General features: G+C 51.6%; 13 protein-coding genes and 1 rRNA gene. 12 read left to right on the forward strand and 2 right to left on the reverse strand.

Annotated elements, in window-relative coordinates:
- Positions 1-110: ribosomal RNA gene (rrf, locus tag K0T92_RS22220) — 5S ribosomal RNA — on the forward strand; the annotation flags it as partial.
- A 526-nt stretch (positions 111-636) separates the two neighbouring features.
- On the opposite strand, the gene K0T92_RS22225 is transcribed toward rrf, so the two are convergent.
- Complete coding sequence (locus K0T92_RS22225) at positions 637-2,157, reverse strand: sensor histidine kinase (RefSeq protein WP_219874696.1); 1,521 nt, start codon at positions 2,155-2,157, stop codon at positions 637-639.
- The gene (locus tag K0T92_RS22230) at positions 2,154-2,840 is read right to left on the reverse strand and encodes a response regulator transcription factor (protein ID WP_219874697.1); all 687 of its coding nucleotides are present in this window, start codon (positions 2,838-2,840) and stop codon (positions 2,154-2,156) included. The genes K0T92_RS22225 and K0T92_RS22230 overlap by 4 nt, the downstream gene beginning before the upstream one ends.
- A 254-nt stretch (positions 2,841-3,094) precedes the next feature.
- Between K0T92_RS22230 and K0T92_RS22235 the strand changes: the two genes are divergently transcribed.
- The 11 genes from K0T92_RS22235 (at position 3,095) to disA (ending at position 15,444) form a co-directional block, all read left to right on the forward strand.
- Positions 3,095-3,595 carry a PepSY-associated TM helix domain-containing protein gene (locus tag K0T92_RS22235; RefSeq protein WP_219874698.1) on the forward strand — a complete coding sequence of 167 codons (501 nt, stop codon included), beginning with the start codon at positions 3,095-3,097 and terminating at the stop codon, positions 3,593-3,595.
- 13 nt (positions 3,596-3,608) lie between these two features.
- Positions 3,609-4,205, forward strand: coding sequence for an RNA polymerase sigma factor (locus K0T92_RS22240; RefSeq protein ID WP_219874699.1), 597 nt, complete (start codon positions 3,609-3,611; stop codon positions 4,203-4,205).
- A 27-nt stretch (positions 4,206-4,232) separates the two neighbouring features.
- Positions 4,233-5,855, forward strand: a complete 1,623-nt coding sequence (locus tag K0T92_RS22245; protein ID WP_219874700.1) for an efflux RND transporter periplasmic adaptor subunit — start codon at positions 4,233-4,235, stop codon at positions 5,853-5,855.
- The gene (locus tag K0T92_RS22250; protein WP_219874701.1) at positions 5,855-6,601 is read left to right on the forward strand and encodes an ABC transporter ATP-binding protein; all 747 of its coding nucleotides are present in this window, start codon (positions 5,855-5,857) and stop codon (positions 6,599-6,601) included. Before K0T92_RS22245 ends, K0T92_RS22250 begins: the two co-directional genes overlap by 1 nt.
- A complete protein-coding gene (locus tag K0T92_RS22255; protein ID WP_219874702.1) occupies positions 6,552-7,739 on the forward strand; it encodes an ABC transporter permease in 1,188 nt (395 codons plus the stop codon). Before K0T92_RS22250 ends, K0T92_RS22255 begins: the two co-directional genes overlap by 50 nt.
- Before the next feature lie 383 nt (positions 7,740-8,122).
- A complete protein-coding gene (locus K0T92_RS22260) occupies positions 8,123-8,584 on the forward strand; it encodes a CtsR family transcriptional regulator (RefSeq protein WP_219874703.1) in 462 nt (153 codons plus the stop codon).
- A 44-nt stretch (positions 8,585-8,628) separates the two neighbouring features.
- On the forward strand, positions 8,629-9,150 hold the full coding sequence (mcsA, locus tag K0T92_RS22265) for a protein-arginine kinase activator protein McsA (RefSeq protein ID WP_219874704.1): 522 nt from the start codon (positions 8,629-8,631) through the stop codon (positions 9,148-9,150).
- A 24-nt stretch (positions 9,151-9,174) separates the two neighbouring features.
- On the forward strand, positions 9,175-10,260 hold the full coding sequence (gene mcsB / locus K0T92_RS22270; RefSeq protein WP_219874705.1) for a protein-arginine kinase McsB: 1,086 nt from the start codon (positions 9,175-9,177) through the stop codon (positions 10,258-10,260).
- Positions 10,257-12,728, forward strand: a complete 2,472-nt coding sequence (gene clpC, locus K0T92_RS22275; RefSeq protein ID WP_219874706.1) for an ATP-dependent protease ATP-binding subunit ClpC — start codon at positions 10,257-10,259, stop codon at positions 12,726-12,728. The genes mcsB and clpC overlap by 4 nt, the downstream gene beginning before the upstream one ends.
- A gap of 260 nt (positions 12,729-12,988) precedes the next feature.
- Positions 12,989-14,356, forward strand: coding sequence for a DNA repair protein RadA (radA, locus tag K0T92_RS22280; RefSeq protein WP_219874707.1), 1,368 nt, complete (start codon positions 12,989-12,991; stop codon positions 14,354-14,356).
- A gap of 11 nt (positions 14,357-14,367) precedes the next feature.
- Entirely contained in the window at positions 14,368-15,444 is a 1,077-nt protein-coding gene (disA, locus tag K0T92_RS22285) for a DNA integrity scanning diadenylate cyclase DisA (RefSeq protein WP_219874708.1), read from the forward strand.
- The last annotated feature ends 57 nt before the right edge of the window (positions 15,445-15,501 follow it).

Genomic DNA, 15,501 nt, shown 5'->3' on the forward strand with positions numbered 1-15,501 from the left:
GCGATGGCGGAGGGGACCCACGCGTTCCCATCTCGAACACGACCGTTAAGCCCTCCAGCGCCGATGGTACTTGGACCGCAGGGTCCTGGGAGAGTAGGACGTCGCCAAGCACGAAGATCCGACCGTGAACCACGGTCGGTTTTTTGTTGTTTCCATAGTTGCTGTCATTAAGCAAACGGGGCTGTCCCCAAAATAGATTATTTATCATTCTTCCTCCAGCGTAGCTTTTACCTTCTCCAAGTGTGGTTTGGCAGAGCGACAGAGTAAGATTCCTGCGAATGTACATGAATTTCGGTTACGCGACTCCTAAATGGTTAAATTCCTGCGATCATGCATGAATGTGAGAGGAAATCGGCCGATAAGGGGAAACGAAGGTGAAATACCTGCACGCTGGCAGGCATTTCACCTTCATGGGGTCAGAAATGAGAAAAAAGCTGCCGTTTTGCATGTTTCGCCTAGCTTAGCTCGCATCTCGCATCTCATATTCAGCTTCTCGTATGTCTCAGTGTTTGAATGAGGGATCATCCTCTGGCGAGGAGGAGTCAACAGTCCCTTGATCGCAGGCTTTCCACATCGTACAGTTTCTTAAAGTGGTAGTTGAGATTTCCCAAAGGACTTATTAGACAGCCCCGTACTTTATGATTCTTTCAGCATAAGCGGAAGCTGCAGTGTGAAGGTGCTGCCAGATTTAACTTTGCTTGCAACTTCAATTCGTCCCCCATGGGCTTCCGCGATTGATTTGGAGATTGCGAGTCCCAGACCGGCGCCGCCGTGCTTGCGTGTACGAGAGGAGTCACTTCTGTAGAACCGTTCGAACAGGTGGGGCATATGCGCTTCCGTGATGCCCGGTCCGTTGTCTGTAATGGCTATGAAACCCGAGCTGCCGCCATCAGTGCTTAGTTTGACTGATATGATTCCTTGCTCGGGGTCCGTGTGCTGGACTGCATTGTGAAACAAGTTTAATATGACTTGTTTGATTTTATCGGAATCATACATGCCGTGCAGCCCTGTTGCCAGATCGACCCGGAGAGCTCGATTGCCAGCAAGCATTCTAAGATGAGGCTCCATCTCGGAGATGATTTCATCCAGATGAGTTATATGAAGCACAAGCGCTGGAGCACGATCCAGCTTGGCCAGTATTAGCAAATCCTCGACCAGTTTCTTGATGCGGGTCGATTCGCCGTGCATGCTGTTCAATGCTGCATAAAGCTGCTCGCGTTTGTCGGCAGCACCACGAAGCAGCACCTCAAGGAAACCATGTATCGAAGTGAGCGGCGTACGCAGCTCATGGGAAGCATCGGCAATGAACCGTCTCATCTGCTCCTTGGCCTCCCGCTCTGTCTCAAAGGACATGGCCAATCTGCCCAGCATGCCGTTGAACGATTCTGCAAGCAGGTCTATTTCTTCTTGTCCCTGACCTACAGGGAATCGCTCATCCAAATTGCCTGCATCGGTTCTTTCTACTGTTTTGACCATCTGCTGGAGGGGATTTAGTGTTCGGCGAAGCACCGGCAAATATAAGGCCAATCCGCCAGCAAGCGCCCCAACCGAGAGTGCGGCGAATATGAGCAATTGCTGAAGCACGACTGCTTTAATCGGAGCGGTTGGCTTGCCGATCTGAATGATCCCGGTTATGTTCCCAGGGCCTCCGGCTTGCCGGAATACAATAAGCTGTTCTGTTCCTTCGGCATCAGATACAACGCGGTATTCCTTGGATGATTTATATAACGCCTTTTTGGTCAGAACGCTCATATATTCCGCATCAGACAGTCTTGGCGATAATGAACCGTTATTAGTACCGGAAATATCCGTAAAACGGCCGTCCTGTTCTATTAGCGCAAAGGAGGTGTCCTCCAGAAACAGAACGGGACCGCGCGGCTTGTTGGCATCACTGGCCGAATTGCCGCTGCCGTTATTGCTGCGTTCGAATCCGAAGCCGGATCTATCCATAAACATTGCTTCTCGCAGTGGCCCTCTAGCTTCAGCGGACAATGTTTCCGCTTCATTGCGGTACAGGAAGTTCTTCATAAATACGTATTGAAGGGTGCCAATTAGAATAAGCAGTGCCGCCAATATGAGAAGAGATCGGGCTAATAGCTGAAATCGGAGTGAATGGCGGTTCAACCAGTCGGTTGCCGGTCTGTGTAGGCGCTTCATGGCAGATCAATCCTATAACCGGCACCGCGAAGCGTTCGGATCAGCCGATGATCCTTATCATTCAACTTTTCCCTCAATGACCGGACATACACCTCAACGATATTTTCCTCACCGCCAAAATCATAACCCCATACAACATCGAGTATTTTGGACTTACTTAGCACGATCCCATGATTAATAATCAAATATTTGAGAAGGTCGTACTCCGTTGGAGAGAGCTCCAGCACCCGATCCCTGTAGAGGATTTCTCTGCGCCGGTCGTCCATACGGAAAGGTCCCAGTGCTACTTCGCCAAAAAGAGACGGGAACTGATTACGAAGCCTGGCCTCAATTCGTGCGAGCAGTTCTTCAAAGCTGAAAGGTTTGATTAAATAATCGTCAGCGCCCAGTTTAAGCCCCTTTACCCGATCTTCAATCTCATCTTTGGCAGTCAGCATAATCACGGCCATATCCGTGCCCCTCTTCTTGAGCAGGCGGCATGTCTCGAACCCATCCATACCCGGCATCATAATATCCAGCACAACGACATGCGGTTGGAATTTCACGGCCATGTTTACGGCGGTCATGCCATCCGGTGCAGTCTTGATCGTGTAGCCCTCCTCGACAAGCCCCATCTCCAAAAACTGCAATATATGCGGTTCATCATCGACAAGCAATATCCGAATATTTCTATCGTTTGTCATATTCAAGCCTCCCATGCTTCTTTCCCTGAAGTAAGTATAAGCCAACAACCTGAATATTCCCTGAATGGGGCCTGAGCCGATACTGAAATGTGGGCCAGGCATTCACTGGATATGATGGAGCGTCAGGCTGGGAGTCGTAAGGTTTTCAGCTAACATTCAGCAGGGCTTCAACTCTTATTCAGTATGGGGACGCATAATGATGAGGACCGTTCATTGCGGCAGCTTTTATCTACCCACGATATGGAGGAACGAAAATGGTTAAGAAATCACGTCAATTGCATTTATGGATCGGTTTAATCTGCTCGGTCTTTATTCTGATACAAGCGGCTACAGGATTGTTAATACTGGAACCGTGGCTTATCGGAGGCAGCGAAATGCCCGAGCAGGGCGGGTTTCCCCGCCAAATGCAGCTGCAGCAGATGAATGACGGTGCAGCAGGTAATTCTGATGGAAACGTTGGCATGGGTCAGATGGGGGAAGTTCCAGAAGGCAATATGAACGGTAGAATGGGGCGGCCAGGTGGGGATGCTTTTCCCGGCAATGGCAATTTCGGCCCAGGCAGAGAGGATGGACAAGGTGCTAGCGGCTTCATCAAAAATCTTCATCAAGGACGAATCAGGGGTACGGATGTCAGCTGGATACTAAGCATCGTTGCTGTAGGCATGATCATTCTGACAGTAACAGGAATTGTGATGTCTACGAAGATATTGGCGGCTCAGAGCTCACGCAGAAATAAACGAAAAGCTGAGCTTTAGGAGCAGGTTAGGGATGAGGAAGCTGACCGGATTTGAAGCTAAGATTGCTCCCTATACAGCTGAGCTTCGTGTCTATTGCCTGAGGCTTGCGAGAAATCACTGGGATGCGGAGGATTTATATCAGGAAGTGATGATGCGTGTCTTCCAATACTATCGGAATTCGGGGGATATCCGTCAAGCCCGCCCGCTTCTCTATCGAGTTGCCCGCAATCTTCGAATTGATCAGTACCGCCGCAGCCGCATGCAGAGCAATTGCGTTTCTCTGGAAGAACGAAGCGATCCTGGAGCCTGCTTGGCGGACGCATGTCCCGAATATGTGGCGGTGAGGTCATTGGTTGAATGGACTGCGGAGCATTTGACGAAGAGGGAAATGTGCATGCTGTTTTTATTCGCCGTATTCCGTTACACCTATCGGGAAATTGCTGAGGAACTGGGCTGCACGCTTTCAGCAGTCCGTATGGTTCTACACCGGTCCAAGCTCGTCCTGCGATCTTCAGCGAATACAGGCGGTTCTGCCATAAAGACGGATGTCCGCGGCAAGGTCGTGGATTTCTGGACGAAGGCATTATTGCATCAGACACCATCTAGCAGGCAGAATGTTTCGATATGACGGAAAGGTATGGAAAGGAGTTCAGCAATGAAGAAATGGATCTACATAGGTATAGGCATTGTGCTCATCGGGGCCGGAGGGTACTACGGATATCAGCACTATTTTCAGACAGAGGCGGTTATGTCGGTTCCTGTGCAGACAGCAGCTGTGACCAAGGGTGAGCTGAAAGTATCGGTAACGGGATCAGGTGCGGTTGCAACAGCAAACAGCAAAGAAATCAAGGCGGATGAATCCGGAGAAATCGGTACCTTGCATGTCAAAGAAGGAGACAGTGTCAAAAAGGGGCAGGTGCTGGTTTCCTATATTGCACCGGATGTGGATGATCAAATTGCCCAGAAGCAGATTTCGCTCCAAAAGAGCGAACTGCAGTATCAGCAGCTTAAGAAGAAGTATATTGAAGCCCAGGATGATCTTGCTCGTGCAGATGTGAAGATTCAGATCGATTCGTTAAAGCTGGATATACAATCAGATGAAACTACGCTCGCCGATCTTAGGGAGCAGAAGAATGACAAGCATGAAATCGTCGCTTCGATTGCGGGCAAGGTGACAACAATCAGTGTGGAGGAAGGGCAAAAGGTTCAAGAGAATGCTGTTGTTGCCTCAATCGTGGATTATGAGAATCTACAGTCCGTTATCCAGATTGATGAGCTGGATGTAACGAAGGTGAAGATCGGGCAGGAGGCTGCGATTACGCTGGATGCCCTGCCTGATGCTTCGATCAAGGGAACTGTCACAAAAATTGCGGATGAAGGAAGCGCATCAAACGGGGTATCTCTGTTCGATGTCACGATTGGATTCAAAGCACAAACAGGTGTCAAAGTAGGAATGACAACAAGCGCTGATATTAGCATTGAAAATAAGCAAAATGTCCTTATGGTTCCGATTGAGGCCATTCGGGAGCGTGGAGGCAATAAATTCGTGCTGGTTGCTTCTGCCGCGAATGCTAGCAGCACCAATGCGGACAGCACCGGGGCGTCATCGATGCCATCGGCTAATGAGCAGGCCTCTGGCCAGAGCGGAGCCGGCAGGCCGGCACGCGAGCAGGGTGAGGCAAGTCAGCAGGGTGCGGCAAGTCAGCAAGGCGCGACAGAACAGCAGGGTGAGGCAAGTCAGCAAGGCGCGATAGAACAGCAGGGTGTGGCAGGCCGACAAGGTGCGGCAAGTCAGCAAGACACGACAGAACAGCAGGGTGTGGCAGGCCGACAGGGTGAGGCAAGTCAGCAAGACACGACAGGCCAGCAAGGTGTCGTAGGCCAGCAAGGAACAGCAGGCCAGCAGGGTGCGGCTGCCAATCCGACGAGAGGGGCAGATAGCGCCCCGAACCGACAAGGCGGTCAAGGTTTCCCGCAGTCTAACGTGCAGAACGGATCGGGACAGGGCACAATGCGTCAAGTTACCGTTGGCATTGCGAACGACACTTATATAGAAGTGCTAAGCGGGCTTGCTGAGGGAGAGCGCGTAATTCTACCGACCATTGCGGCATCGTCATCCGCCAACCAGATGCAGGGATTCCCTGGAGGTGGATTCGGGACAGGCGGATTCGCCGGAGGACAAGGTCCGAGTGGTTTTGGCGGCGGCGGAGCTACTGGCGGGAACCGCAGTGGTGCCGCAGGCGGCACCCGTGGAGCTGCGCCGGGTGGTGGAAGCTGATGAATGAGGAACAGCATATAGGCATTGAGCTGAAGGATATCGTAAAATCCTACCGCATGGGAGGAGAAATGGTTACTACACTGAGAGGAATCTCGCTGCATGTGTACAGTGGTGAATTTCTGGCTATAGTAGGACCTTCTGGCTCCGGCAAATCGACATTAATGAATATTATCGGCTGCCTGGATACCCCGTCTTCCGGCAGTTATACGATTGATGGTCAGGATACGAGCAGACTCAGTGATAATCGATTGGCAGAGATTCGCAATCATAAAATAGGTTTTATCTTTCAGAGTTTTCACCTGCTCACACAGCTTACTGCGCTGGAGAATGTAGAGCTGCCTCTTGTATATCGAGGGTTAAGCTCCAGACAGCGGCGGGAGAGGGCGGTAACTGCTCTTACGCGAATGGGGCTTCAAGACCGTATGCATCATAAGCCCAAAGAGTTATCAGGCGGGCAGCAGCAGCGTGTTGCCATTGCAAGGGCGCTCGCCGGCAATCCCACTATTCTGTTGGCTGATGAGCCGACAGGTGCGCTGGATACGAAAACCGGCCGGGAAGTACTTCATATTTTCGACGAGCTGCATAAAGCGGGGCACACGATTGTTCTCATTACGCATGATCCAGAGGTAGCTGAACGGGCCGAGAGTGTCGTGCGGATCACTGACGGTGTTTTGACAGAGGAAAGGAGGGGAAGACATGCACTTCAGTCAAGGCGTCCGGATGGCCTGGAAGAGCATTCTCTCTAACAAAATGAGAACCCTCCTGACGATGCTGGGCATAGTGATTGGCGTCTCGTCGGTCATTACGCTTGTTGCGATGGGACGGGGATCGTCTGCACAGGTAAAGGAACAGATGAGCAGCTTGGGCACGAACCTGCTCTCTGTTACGATAACCGGACGGGGCGCTGTAACGACACTTTCCGTAGACGAGGCAGAGGCATTCGGCACGATTGACGGTGTAATTGGCGTCTCACCCGTAGTCAGCGGCAATGTATCGGCAAAATATGCGACAACGAATCAGAATGTTGCCGTCGAAGGCGTAACGGCCTCGTATGAGACCGTGCGCGAATATGCGATGCAAAGCGGGAGGTTTATTTCCTCCATTGACGTTGAATATTTGCAGAAGGTAGCTGTGCTTGGATCGACAACGGCAACGGATCTATTTGGTACAGACGACCCTGTCGGTCAATCAGTATCGTTGAATGGCATTCGTTATAAAGTGGTGGGGCTGCTTGCCGAGAAAGGCTCCTCGCTGGGAGGCTCCAACGACGAGAAGATACTTATTCCGATCTCTGCGGCGCAGCGTCTGCTGCAATCCAAGGGTGTTCGCTCGGTCTATATTCAGGCAGAGAGCGAGGAGCAGCTGGATCTCGTCCAAGCCTATGTGGAGAATGATCTGGCGAAGAAATTCCGGGAAACAACTACAAACGGCAGCAGCAGCAGCTATCGGGTATTTAATCAGGCGGATCTGGTGGACACAGTGGCGTCTGTATCTTCCACGCTTGCCGTCACGCTGTCGGGAATTGCGTGCATCTCGCTGCTCGTCGGCGGGATCGGTGTCATGAATATTATGCTGGTGTCTGTTACGGAGCGGACACGGGAGATCGGCATCCGCAAGTCAGTAGGGGCGAAGCGCAGGGACATTATGCTGCAGTTTCTGCTTGAAGCGCTGGTCATCAGCGGCTGGAGCGGCGCTTTCGGAGTGGGAATCAGCTACGCGATCGGTCCGATTGTTGAGAGTGCTACTGGCACGCCGATTCTAATGTCATGGGATATCATTCTGCTCTCCTTTGCTTTTTCATTCAGCATCGGCATTATATTCGGCATTTTCCCTGCGAGCAAAGCATCGCGTCTCAAGCCTGTAGATGCTTTGAGGTACGATTAGCAGATCCCCGCAGGAGCAGTGACCGACCTGCCATAAATGTTGGCGGCAGCCCGAAAACAGGATGTTGATGTTTTCATGGCTGCCGCCATTTTTCGTATTGGGCGGGGCTTCTTGCAGGTTCTTGCGCGCTGCCAAGGGTATGGAGGAGGACGCGTTAAATAATAATATATTGGGGTAATGATATTTGCAGGTATATTTCGCAGGTAACCGCCCATCATATTAAGGGAAGCTATGGCAGGAAGCCTCTTGACCTTTTGATGAAATTGCGTATAATAAAATTAAAGTCAAAGAAAGTCAAAGTCAATTGTCGCAAAACTTTGACGATTTTGATTTTATTGGTTCAATGAACCGGTTCTGTTCTGCAACTTAAGGAGGTTAGTGAAATGCGCAACATTTCCGATCTCATTGAGCAGCACTTGAAGCATATGCTACAGGAGAGCTCCGATGGCGCGGTAGAATTACAGCGGAATGATCTGGCGGATCAATTCTCTTGTGTCCCATCGCAGATCAATTACGTGATCAGCACGCGGTTTACGCTTGAGAAGGGCTATGTGGTCGAGAGCAAGCGCGGGGGCGGCGGTTACATTCGTATTCAACGGATTGAATTGCCTACGCTGACTGCGATTCAAGGGCACATTGCTCAGACCATCGGTGATCAAGTGGATCAGAGCGCGGCAGAAGGGTTGATCTATCAATTGGAGGAAGCTGAGTTTATCTCCAAGAGAGAAGCGAATCTGCTGCGGGCAGCGATTTCCCGTGAGGCGATAGCTGTGAAACTGCCTCTGCGCGACGAGATTCGGGCAAGACTTCTGAAAGCTATGCTGATAACGCTGCTCATCAAGTAGACTTGTGCGCCTTTTGGCCTTGCAAAAGGGGGGACTTATCCGGAATGACTTGTCAAGAATGCGGCAAGAAACCGGCAACGCTTCATTTTACGAAAATTGTGAATGGAGAGAAGACGGAGTTCCATATTTGCGAAACATGCGCAAGGGAGAGGGGAGAAGGAATACCGGGCACCTCGAACGGTTTTTCGATCCATAGCCTTCTGTCCGGCTTGCTCGATATTGAATCGGCAGGCGGGATACATGGATTCGGGGCCAAGCCGCAGCCATTGCGCTGTGAAACTTGTGGCCTGACCTATGCGCAATTCAGCAAGATGGGACGGTTGGGATGCAGCAAGTGTTACTCGCAGTTTGGCGATAAGCTCGATCCTATACTTAAACGGGTTCACGGCAGTACGGTTCACAGCGGTAAAATTCCGAAACGTGCCGGCGGCCAAATTAAAATTAAGCGAGAGATCGAGCAGTTAAGGCAAAATCTTCATGAGCAGATTATACACGAGGAATTCGAGAATGCGGCGCAAATCCGCGACCAAATTCGGGAGCTGGAGCGCAAGGTCGCAGACAGTTGATGCGGTTAGGAAGGGTGAATCGGTTTGACAAAACGTTCTTTTGCGCAGCACGCGCTAAGCGATTGGATGAAGGGGACCGGCCCGGACGCTGACATTGTCATTAGCAGCCGAATTCGGATCGCCCGGAACATACGCGCGCATCCGTTCCCTATGCTGGCAACGAATGAGCAAGCTCGCGAGGTTATGGAGCGTCTGACATCCGTCGCTGGCAATGGCAGGCTTAACGGACTCGGACAATTCGATACTATTGAGCTGTCGGAGCTGAATGAGCTGGAACGGAGGGTGCTTGTAGAGAAGCATCTGATCAGTCCGAATCTTGCGAATGAATCTAGACACGGGGCGCTCATTCTAAGTGAGAATGAAGCCGTCAGTATTATGGTTAATGAAGAGGATCATTTGCGGATTCAATGTCTGTACCCGGGCTTTCAAATTAATGAAGCGTGGGAGCAGGCGAGCCGTATTGACGATATTTTTGAAGAAGTGGCCGATTACGCTTATGATGAGAAACGCGGCTATTTGACCAGCTGCCCGACGAATGTCGGCACCGGCATCCGCGCATCGGTAATGATGCATCTGCCTGCACTTGTCTTGTCGCAGCAGATTAACCGCATTCTGTCGGCCATTACACAGGTAGGGCTTGCAGTACGGGGCATCTATGGCGAAGGCAGCGAGGCGCTGGGCAATTTGTTTCAAATCTCCAATCAGATTACGCTGGGCCAGTCCGAGACTGAGATCATCGACAATCTGTACAGTGTGGCGAAGCAAATTATCGAGCATGAACGCGCTGCCCGTGAGAAGATGCTGGAGGATTCGCGTGTGCGGATCGAGGATCGGGTATACCGCTCCTATGGTATTCTCTCTCATGCCATGATCATGGATTCCAAGGAGGCCGCGCAGCGTCTCTCTGATGTTCGGCTCGGAATCGATCTCGGACTTATAAGCGATGTTCCGCCGCAAGTAATGAATGAAATGATGGTTTTAACGCAGCCGGGTTTTCTGCAGCAGGTGTTTCATGAGAAGATGAGCCCTGAACAACGGGATATCCGGCGAGCAGAACTTATACGACAGCAATTAATAAGCAAATCCGATCATGGGGGTGTATCTACATGATGTTTGGTAGATTTACGGAACGTGCACAGAAGGTGCTCGCATTAGCACAGGAAGAAGCAGTTCGTCTCGGTCATAATAATATTGGTACAGAACATATTCTGCTTGGTTTGAACCGGGAAGGGGAAGGCATTGCAGCAAAGGCGCTGATCGGTCTTGGTCTGAGCCTGGAGAAAATTCAGGACGAAGTGGAAACGCTAATAGGCCGGGGCCAGGAGCAGCCGACGAATATTGCTTATACGCCTCGCGCCAAGAAGGTCATTGAGCTGTCGATGGACGAAGCGCGCAAGCTCGGTCACACCTATGTAGGCACAGAGCACATTCTGCTTGGCCTTATCCGTGAAGGGGAAGGCGTAGCGGCAAGAGTGCTTAATAATCTGGGCATTAGCCTGAACAAAGCTCGTCAGCAAGTGCTGCAGCTGCTTGGCAGCAGCGAAGCTGTATCCAGCAGCCATGGTGCGCCTTCCAATGTAAGCACGCCTACGCTGGATGGTCTTGCACGTGATCTGACTGCCTATGCGAAGGATGGAAATCTGGATCCCGTTATCGGCCGCAGCAAGGAGATCGAGCGTGTTATTCAAGTGCTGAGCCGCCGTACGAAGAACAATCCGGTTCTTATCGGTGAACCTGGCGTAGGTAAAACAGCTATCGCAGAAGGTCTTGCACAGAAGATCATTGCCGGTGAAATTCCTGAGACGCTTCGTGATAAAAGGGTAATGACGCTCGATATGGGTTCAGTTGTAGCTGGCACCAAGTATCGCGGTGAGTTCGAGGATCGCCTGAAGAAAATTATGGATGAGATCCGGCAAGCAGGTAACATTATTCTCTTCATCGACGAGCTGCATACGCTGATCGGCGCTGGCGGCGCAGAAGGGGCGATCGATGCCTCCAATATTCTGAAGCCTGCTCTTGCCCGCGGCGAGCTGCAGTGCATCGGTGCTACAACGCTGGATGAATACAGAAAGTACATCGAGAAGGATGCGGCTCTTGAGCGTCGTTTCCAGCCGATTACAGTGGATCAGCCTTCTCCTGAAGAGGCGATTCAAATTCTCCATGGCTTGCGTGACCGTTATGAAGCGCATCATCGCGTGAAAATTACCGATGAGGCCATTATCCAGGCGGTTAAATTGTCCGACCGCTATATTACGGACCGTTTCTTGCCGGACAAAGCGATTGACCTGATCGACGAGGCGAGCTCCAAGGTACGCTTGAAATCATACACTGTACCGCCTAACTTGAAGCAGCTTGAGAACCGTTTGGATGATATCCGCAAGGAGAAGGATTCCGCGGTGCAGAGCCAGGAATTCGAGAAAGCGGCAGCGCTTCGCGATACGGAACAAAAAATTCGGGAAGAGCTGGATGTAACGAAGAACCAGTGGAAGGAAAAGCAGGGCCGTACCGATTCTGAGGTAACAACGGAAGATATCGCGCAGGTTGTCGCCAGCTGGACGGGAATTCCGGTCAGCAAGCTTGCAGAGGAAGAAACGCAGCGACTTCTCAAGATGGAAGAGATTCTTCACGACCGTGTCATTGGCCAGGACGAAGCGGTTAAAGCGGTATCGAGGGCTATTCGCCGGGCAAGAGCGGGACTCAAGGATCCTAAGCGTCCGATGGGCTCCTTCATTTTCCTCGGACCTACAGGCGTTGGTAAGACAGAGCTTGCCCGTGCTTTGGCGGAAGCGATGTTCGGTGAAGAGAATGCGGTCATCCGCATCGATATGTCCGAGTATATGGAGAAGCATTCTACCTCTCGTCTGGTTGGAGCGCCTCCGGGATATGTCGGCTATGAGGAAGGCGGCCAATTGACCGAGAAGGTTCGCCGCAAGCCGTATTCCGTTGTTCTGCTCGATGAAATTGAGAAGGCGCATCCGGAAGTATTCAACATTCTGCTGCAAGTGCTTGAGGATGGCCGTCTGACGGATTCCAAGGGCAGAGTGGTTGACTTCCGCAATACGCTGATCATTATGACATCCAACGTAGGTGCTGATCAGATCAAGCGCAACTCCTCGCTCGGCTTCACCGCTGTTCAGGATGCGGGACGCGACTTCAGCATTATGAAGGATAAAGTTATGGCTGAGCTCAAGAAGAGCTTCCGTCCGGAGTTCCTGAACCGGATTGATGAGACCATCGTGTTCCATTCGCTGGAGCAGGAGCATATTGCACAAATCGTGTCCCTGATGGGCGAAGAGCTGCGCAAGCGTCTGCGTGAGCAGGAGGTTGATTTCACACTAACCGATGCTGCGAAGACATTCCTGGCGAAGGAAGGCTTTGATCCTCAGTATGGCGCGCGTCCGCTTCGCCGGGCGATCCAGAAGCATATTGAGGACCGTCTGTCCGAGGATCTGCTGATCGGCAATATTTCGAAGGGCGATAAGCTGGTTATCGATGAGAAGGATGGCGCTCTGACGGTAATCCGTGAGAACTCTGAGCCTGAATCAGCCGCTTCGGAAGAGCCGGCGGCTAAATCATAATATACGAAGACGACAGGAGTCCCTTGCTTCACGCATGCGAATGCGTTCATTAGCTGAGCTAGTGATGCATTCACAGCAAGCAAGGGGCTCCTTGCATTCATGAGCCAAGCTCCGCTTCTCTCTTGACGAGGGAAGGGGGCTTTTTTGCTTGATTGGAATGGATTGCGATCCGGATTGGGAATGCTTGTGAAAATGGGTTTCTTCCCTACGTAATAAATGGTAAACTTTTAATGTAGCGCAATTTGCATAAGGAGCCGTACATGGCAAAAGTTAAAATAAAGTTCGCTTGCACTGAATGTGGCACAGAAGCGCCGAAATGGCTGGGCAAATGCCCGGGCTGCGGTGCCTGGAACACGATGGTGGAAGAGAAGGAAACGGTTGTTAAGACGCAAGGGATCAGCACTTCCATTATTGGAATGAAAGAAAAGCCGGTTCCCATCATACAAATAGATAATGGTCATGAGCCGCGCATTGAGACAACGCTGGGGGAGCTGAATCGTGTACTCGGCGGCGGCGTAGTGCCAGGCTCGCTCATATTGGTCGGCGGTGACCCCGGTATCGGGAAATCGACGCTGCTGCTGCAAACTTCGCATGCTCTTGCATCACAGCAACTGACGGTTCTATATATATCTGGTGAGGAATCGGTCAGGCAGACGCGCTTGCGTGCAGACCGCCTGGGTGCGTTGACAGATAAGCTGTATGTGTTGTGCGAGACCAATATGGAGCTCATTAATGATGCGATTGAATCCGTGAAGCCGGATTTTCTCGTTATCGATTCCATACAGACGGTTTATGATCCGAACGTGCAATCCGCGCCGGGCAGCGTCTCGCAGGTACGTGAATGCACAGCTCACTTCATGCGCGTAGCGAAGATTAAGGGTATCGCAACGGTGCTGGTCGGTCATGTAACCAAAGAAGGCGCGATTGCAGGTCCAAGGATGCTGGAGCATATGGTGGACTGTGTGCTTTATTTCGAGGGAGAGCGGCATCATTCCTATCGGCTGCTGCGGGCGGTGAAGAACCGGTTTGGCTCGACGAATGAAATCGGCATTTTTGAAATGGGCGAAGGGGGTCTGCGGGAGGTCAGCAATCCTTCGGAGCTGTTCCTGTCAGAGAGGCCGCTTGGCGTATCCGGCTCGACCGTCGTAGCGAGTATGGAAGGGACGCGGCCGGTGCTTGTTGAACTGCAGGCGCTGGTAGCGACAACGAACTTCCCCTCGCCGAGACGGATGTCAACAGGCATCGACCATAATCGGCTGGTGCTCATTATTGCGGTGCTGGAGAAGCGGATGGGCATGTTCCTGCAAACGCAGGATGCGTATCTGAATGTAGCAGGCGGGATCAAGCTGGACGAACCTGCTGTCGATCTGGCAGCAGCGGTAAGCATAGCTTCAAGCTTTCGGGATGCGCCGACCCGTCCCTTCGATGTTATATTCGGCGAGATTGGCCTAACGGGTGAAGTACGTGCTGTGTCAAGGGCGGAGCAGCGTGTACGGGAAGCGCAGAAGCTGGGCTTTAAACGTGTCATCATGCCGAAGAAGAGCTTGAAAGGCTGGAACCCGCCCTCCGGCATACAGATCATCGGTGTCGAGACGGTGTCGGAAGCGCTCTCAGCAGCGTTCGAATAAGGGGGCATAAGATGAAAGAGCTGAATCAAGTAGAGATTATGAACCAATTGCTGCAAATGGTCGCGCCCGGAACAGCCTTCAGGGAAGGACTTGATAATGTTCTGCGAGCGAAGACAGGGGCGCTCATTGTTGTCGGCTACAGTCCGGAGGTTATGGAGGTTGTCGATGGCGGCTTCTCCATCAATTGCGATTTCTCCCCGAACTACTTGTACGAGCTTGCCAAGATGGACGGAGCTATTATATTGAGCGAGGATCGCAAACGAGTGCTGTATGCCAATACACAGCTCATTCCCGACAGCTCGATCTCTTCAATCGAGACCGGGATTCGCCACCGGACGGCGGAGCGGGTCGCCAAGCAGACCGGCAAGCTGGTCGTCTCTATATCGCAAAGACGCAATGTCATCACTTTGTATCAAGGCCAACTGCGCTATTCCCTGAAAGATATGGGCGTCATATTGACGAAGGCCAATCAGGCGATTGGCACGCTGGAGAAATACAAGGTCGTATTGAATCAATCCTTCACGAACCTGTCCGCATTGGAGTTTGAGGAGCTTGTCACCCTCCATGAGGTTGCGCATGTCATTAAACGGGTAGAAATGGTTATAAGGGTCAAGATGGAAATCAAGCGTTACGTGAATGAGCTTGGCACTGAGGGACGGCTAATCAGCATGCAGATGGAGGAGCTTGTTGGCGGTGTTGAGGAAGAGGCGTGGTTTCTGCTCAAGGATTACGCGAAGGATCCGCAGGAAGAGAAAATACGCGAAATTCGCTCGGCTATACGCAGGCTGAGCTCGGATGAATTATTGGAAGTGAACAGTATTCTGAAGCTGCTGGGCTATTCCGGATCAGGGGCGGCTGCCGAAGAGATGGTTGCTCCGCGCGGTTACAGGCTGCTAAGCCGAATACCACGTTTGCCGGCTGTAATTATGAATAACCTGGTCGACCAATTCCAGCATTTGCCTCATATTCTAATGGCTACAATCGAGGAGCTTGATGCTGTGGACGGGATAGGCGAGGTCAGGGCAAGAGCAATCAAAGAAGGCATGAAGCGGATTCAAGAACAGATGTTCATTGACAGACAAATTTAAATCCCATACAATGTGAGAATGCGGACAGCCGCTGCTGGTTCAATTTGACAGTTCGCT

The organism is Paenibacillus oenotherae (genome assembly GCF_019443105.1).
Taxonomy (GTDB): domain Bacteria; phylum Bacillota; class Bacilli; order Paenibacillales; family Paenibacillaceae; genus Paenibacillus_Z; species Paenibacillus_Z oenotherae.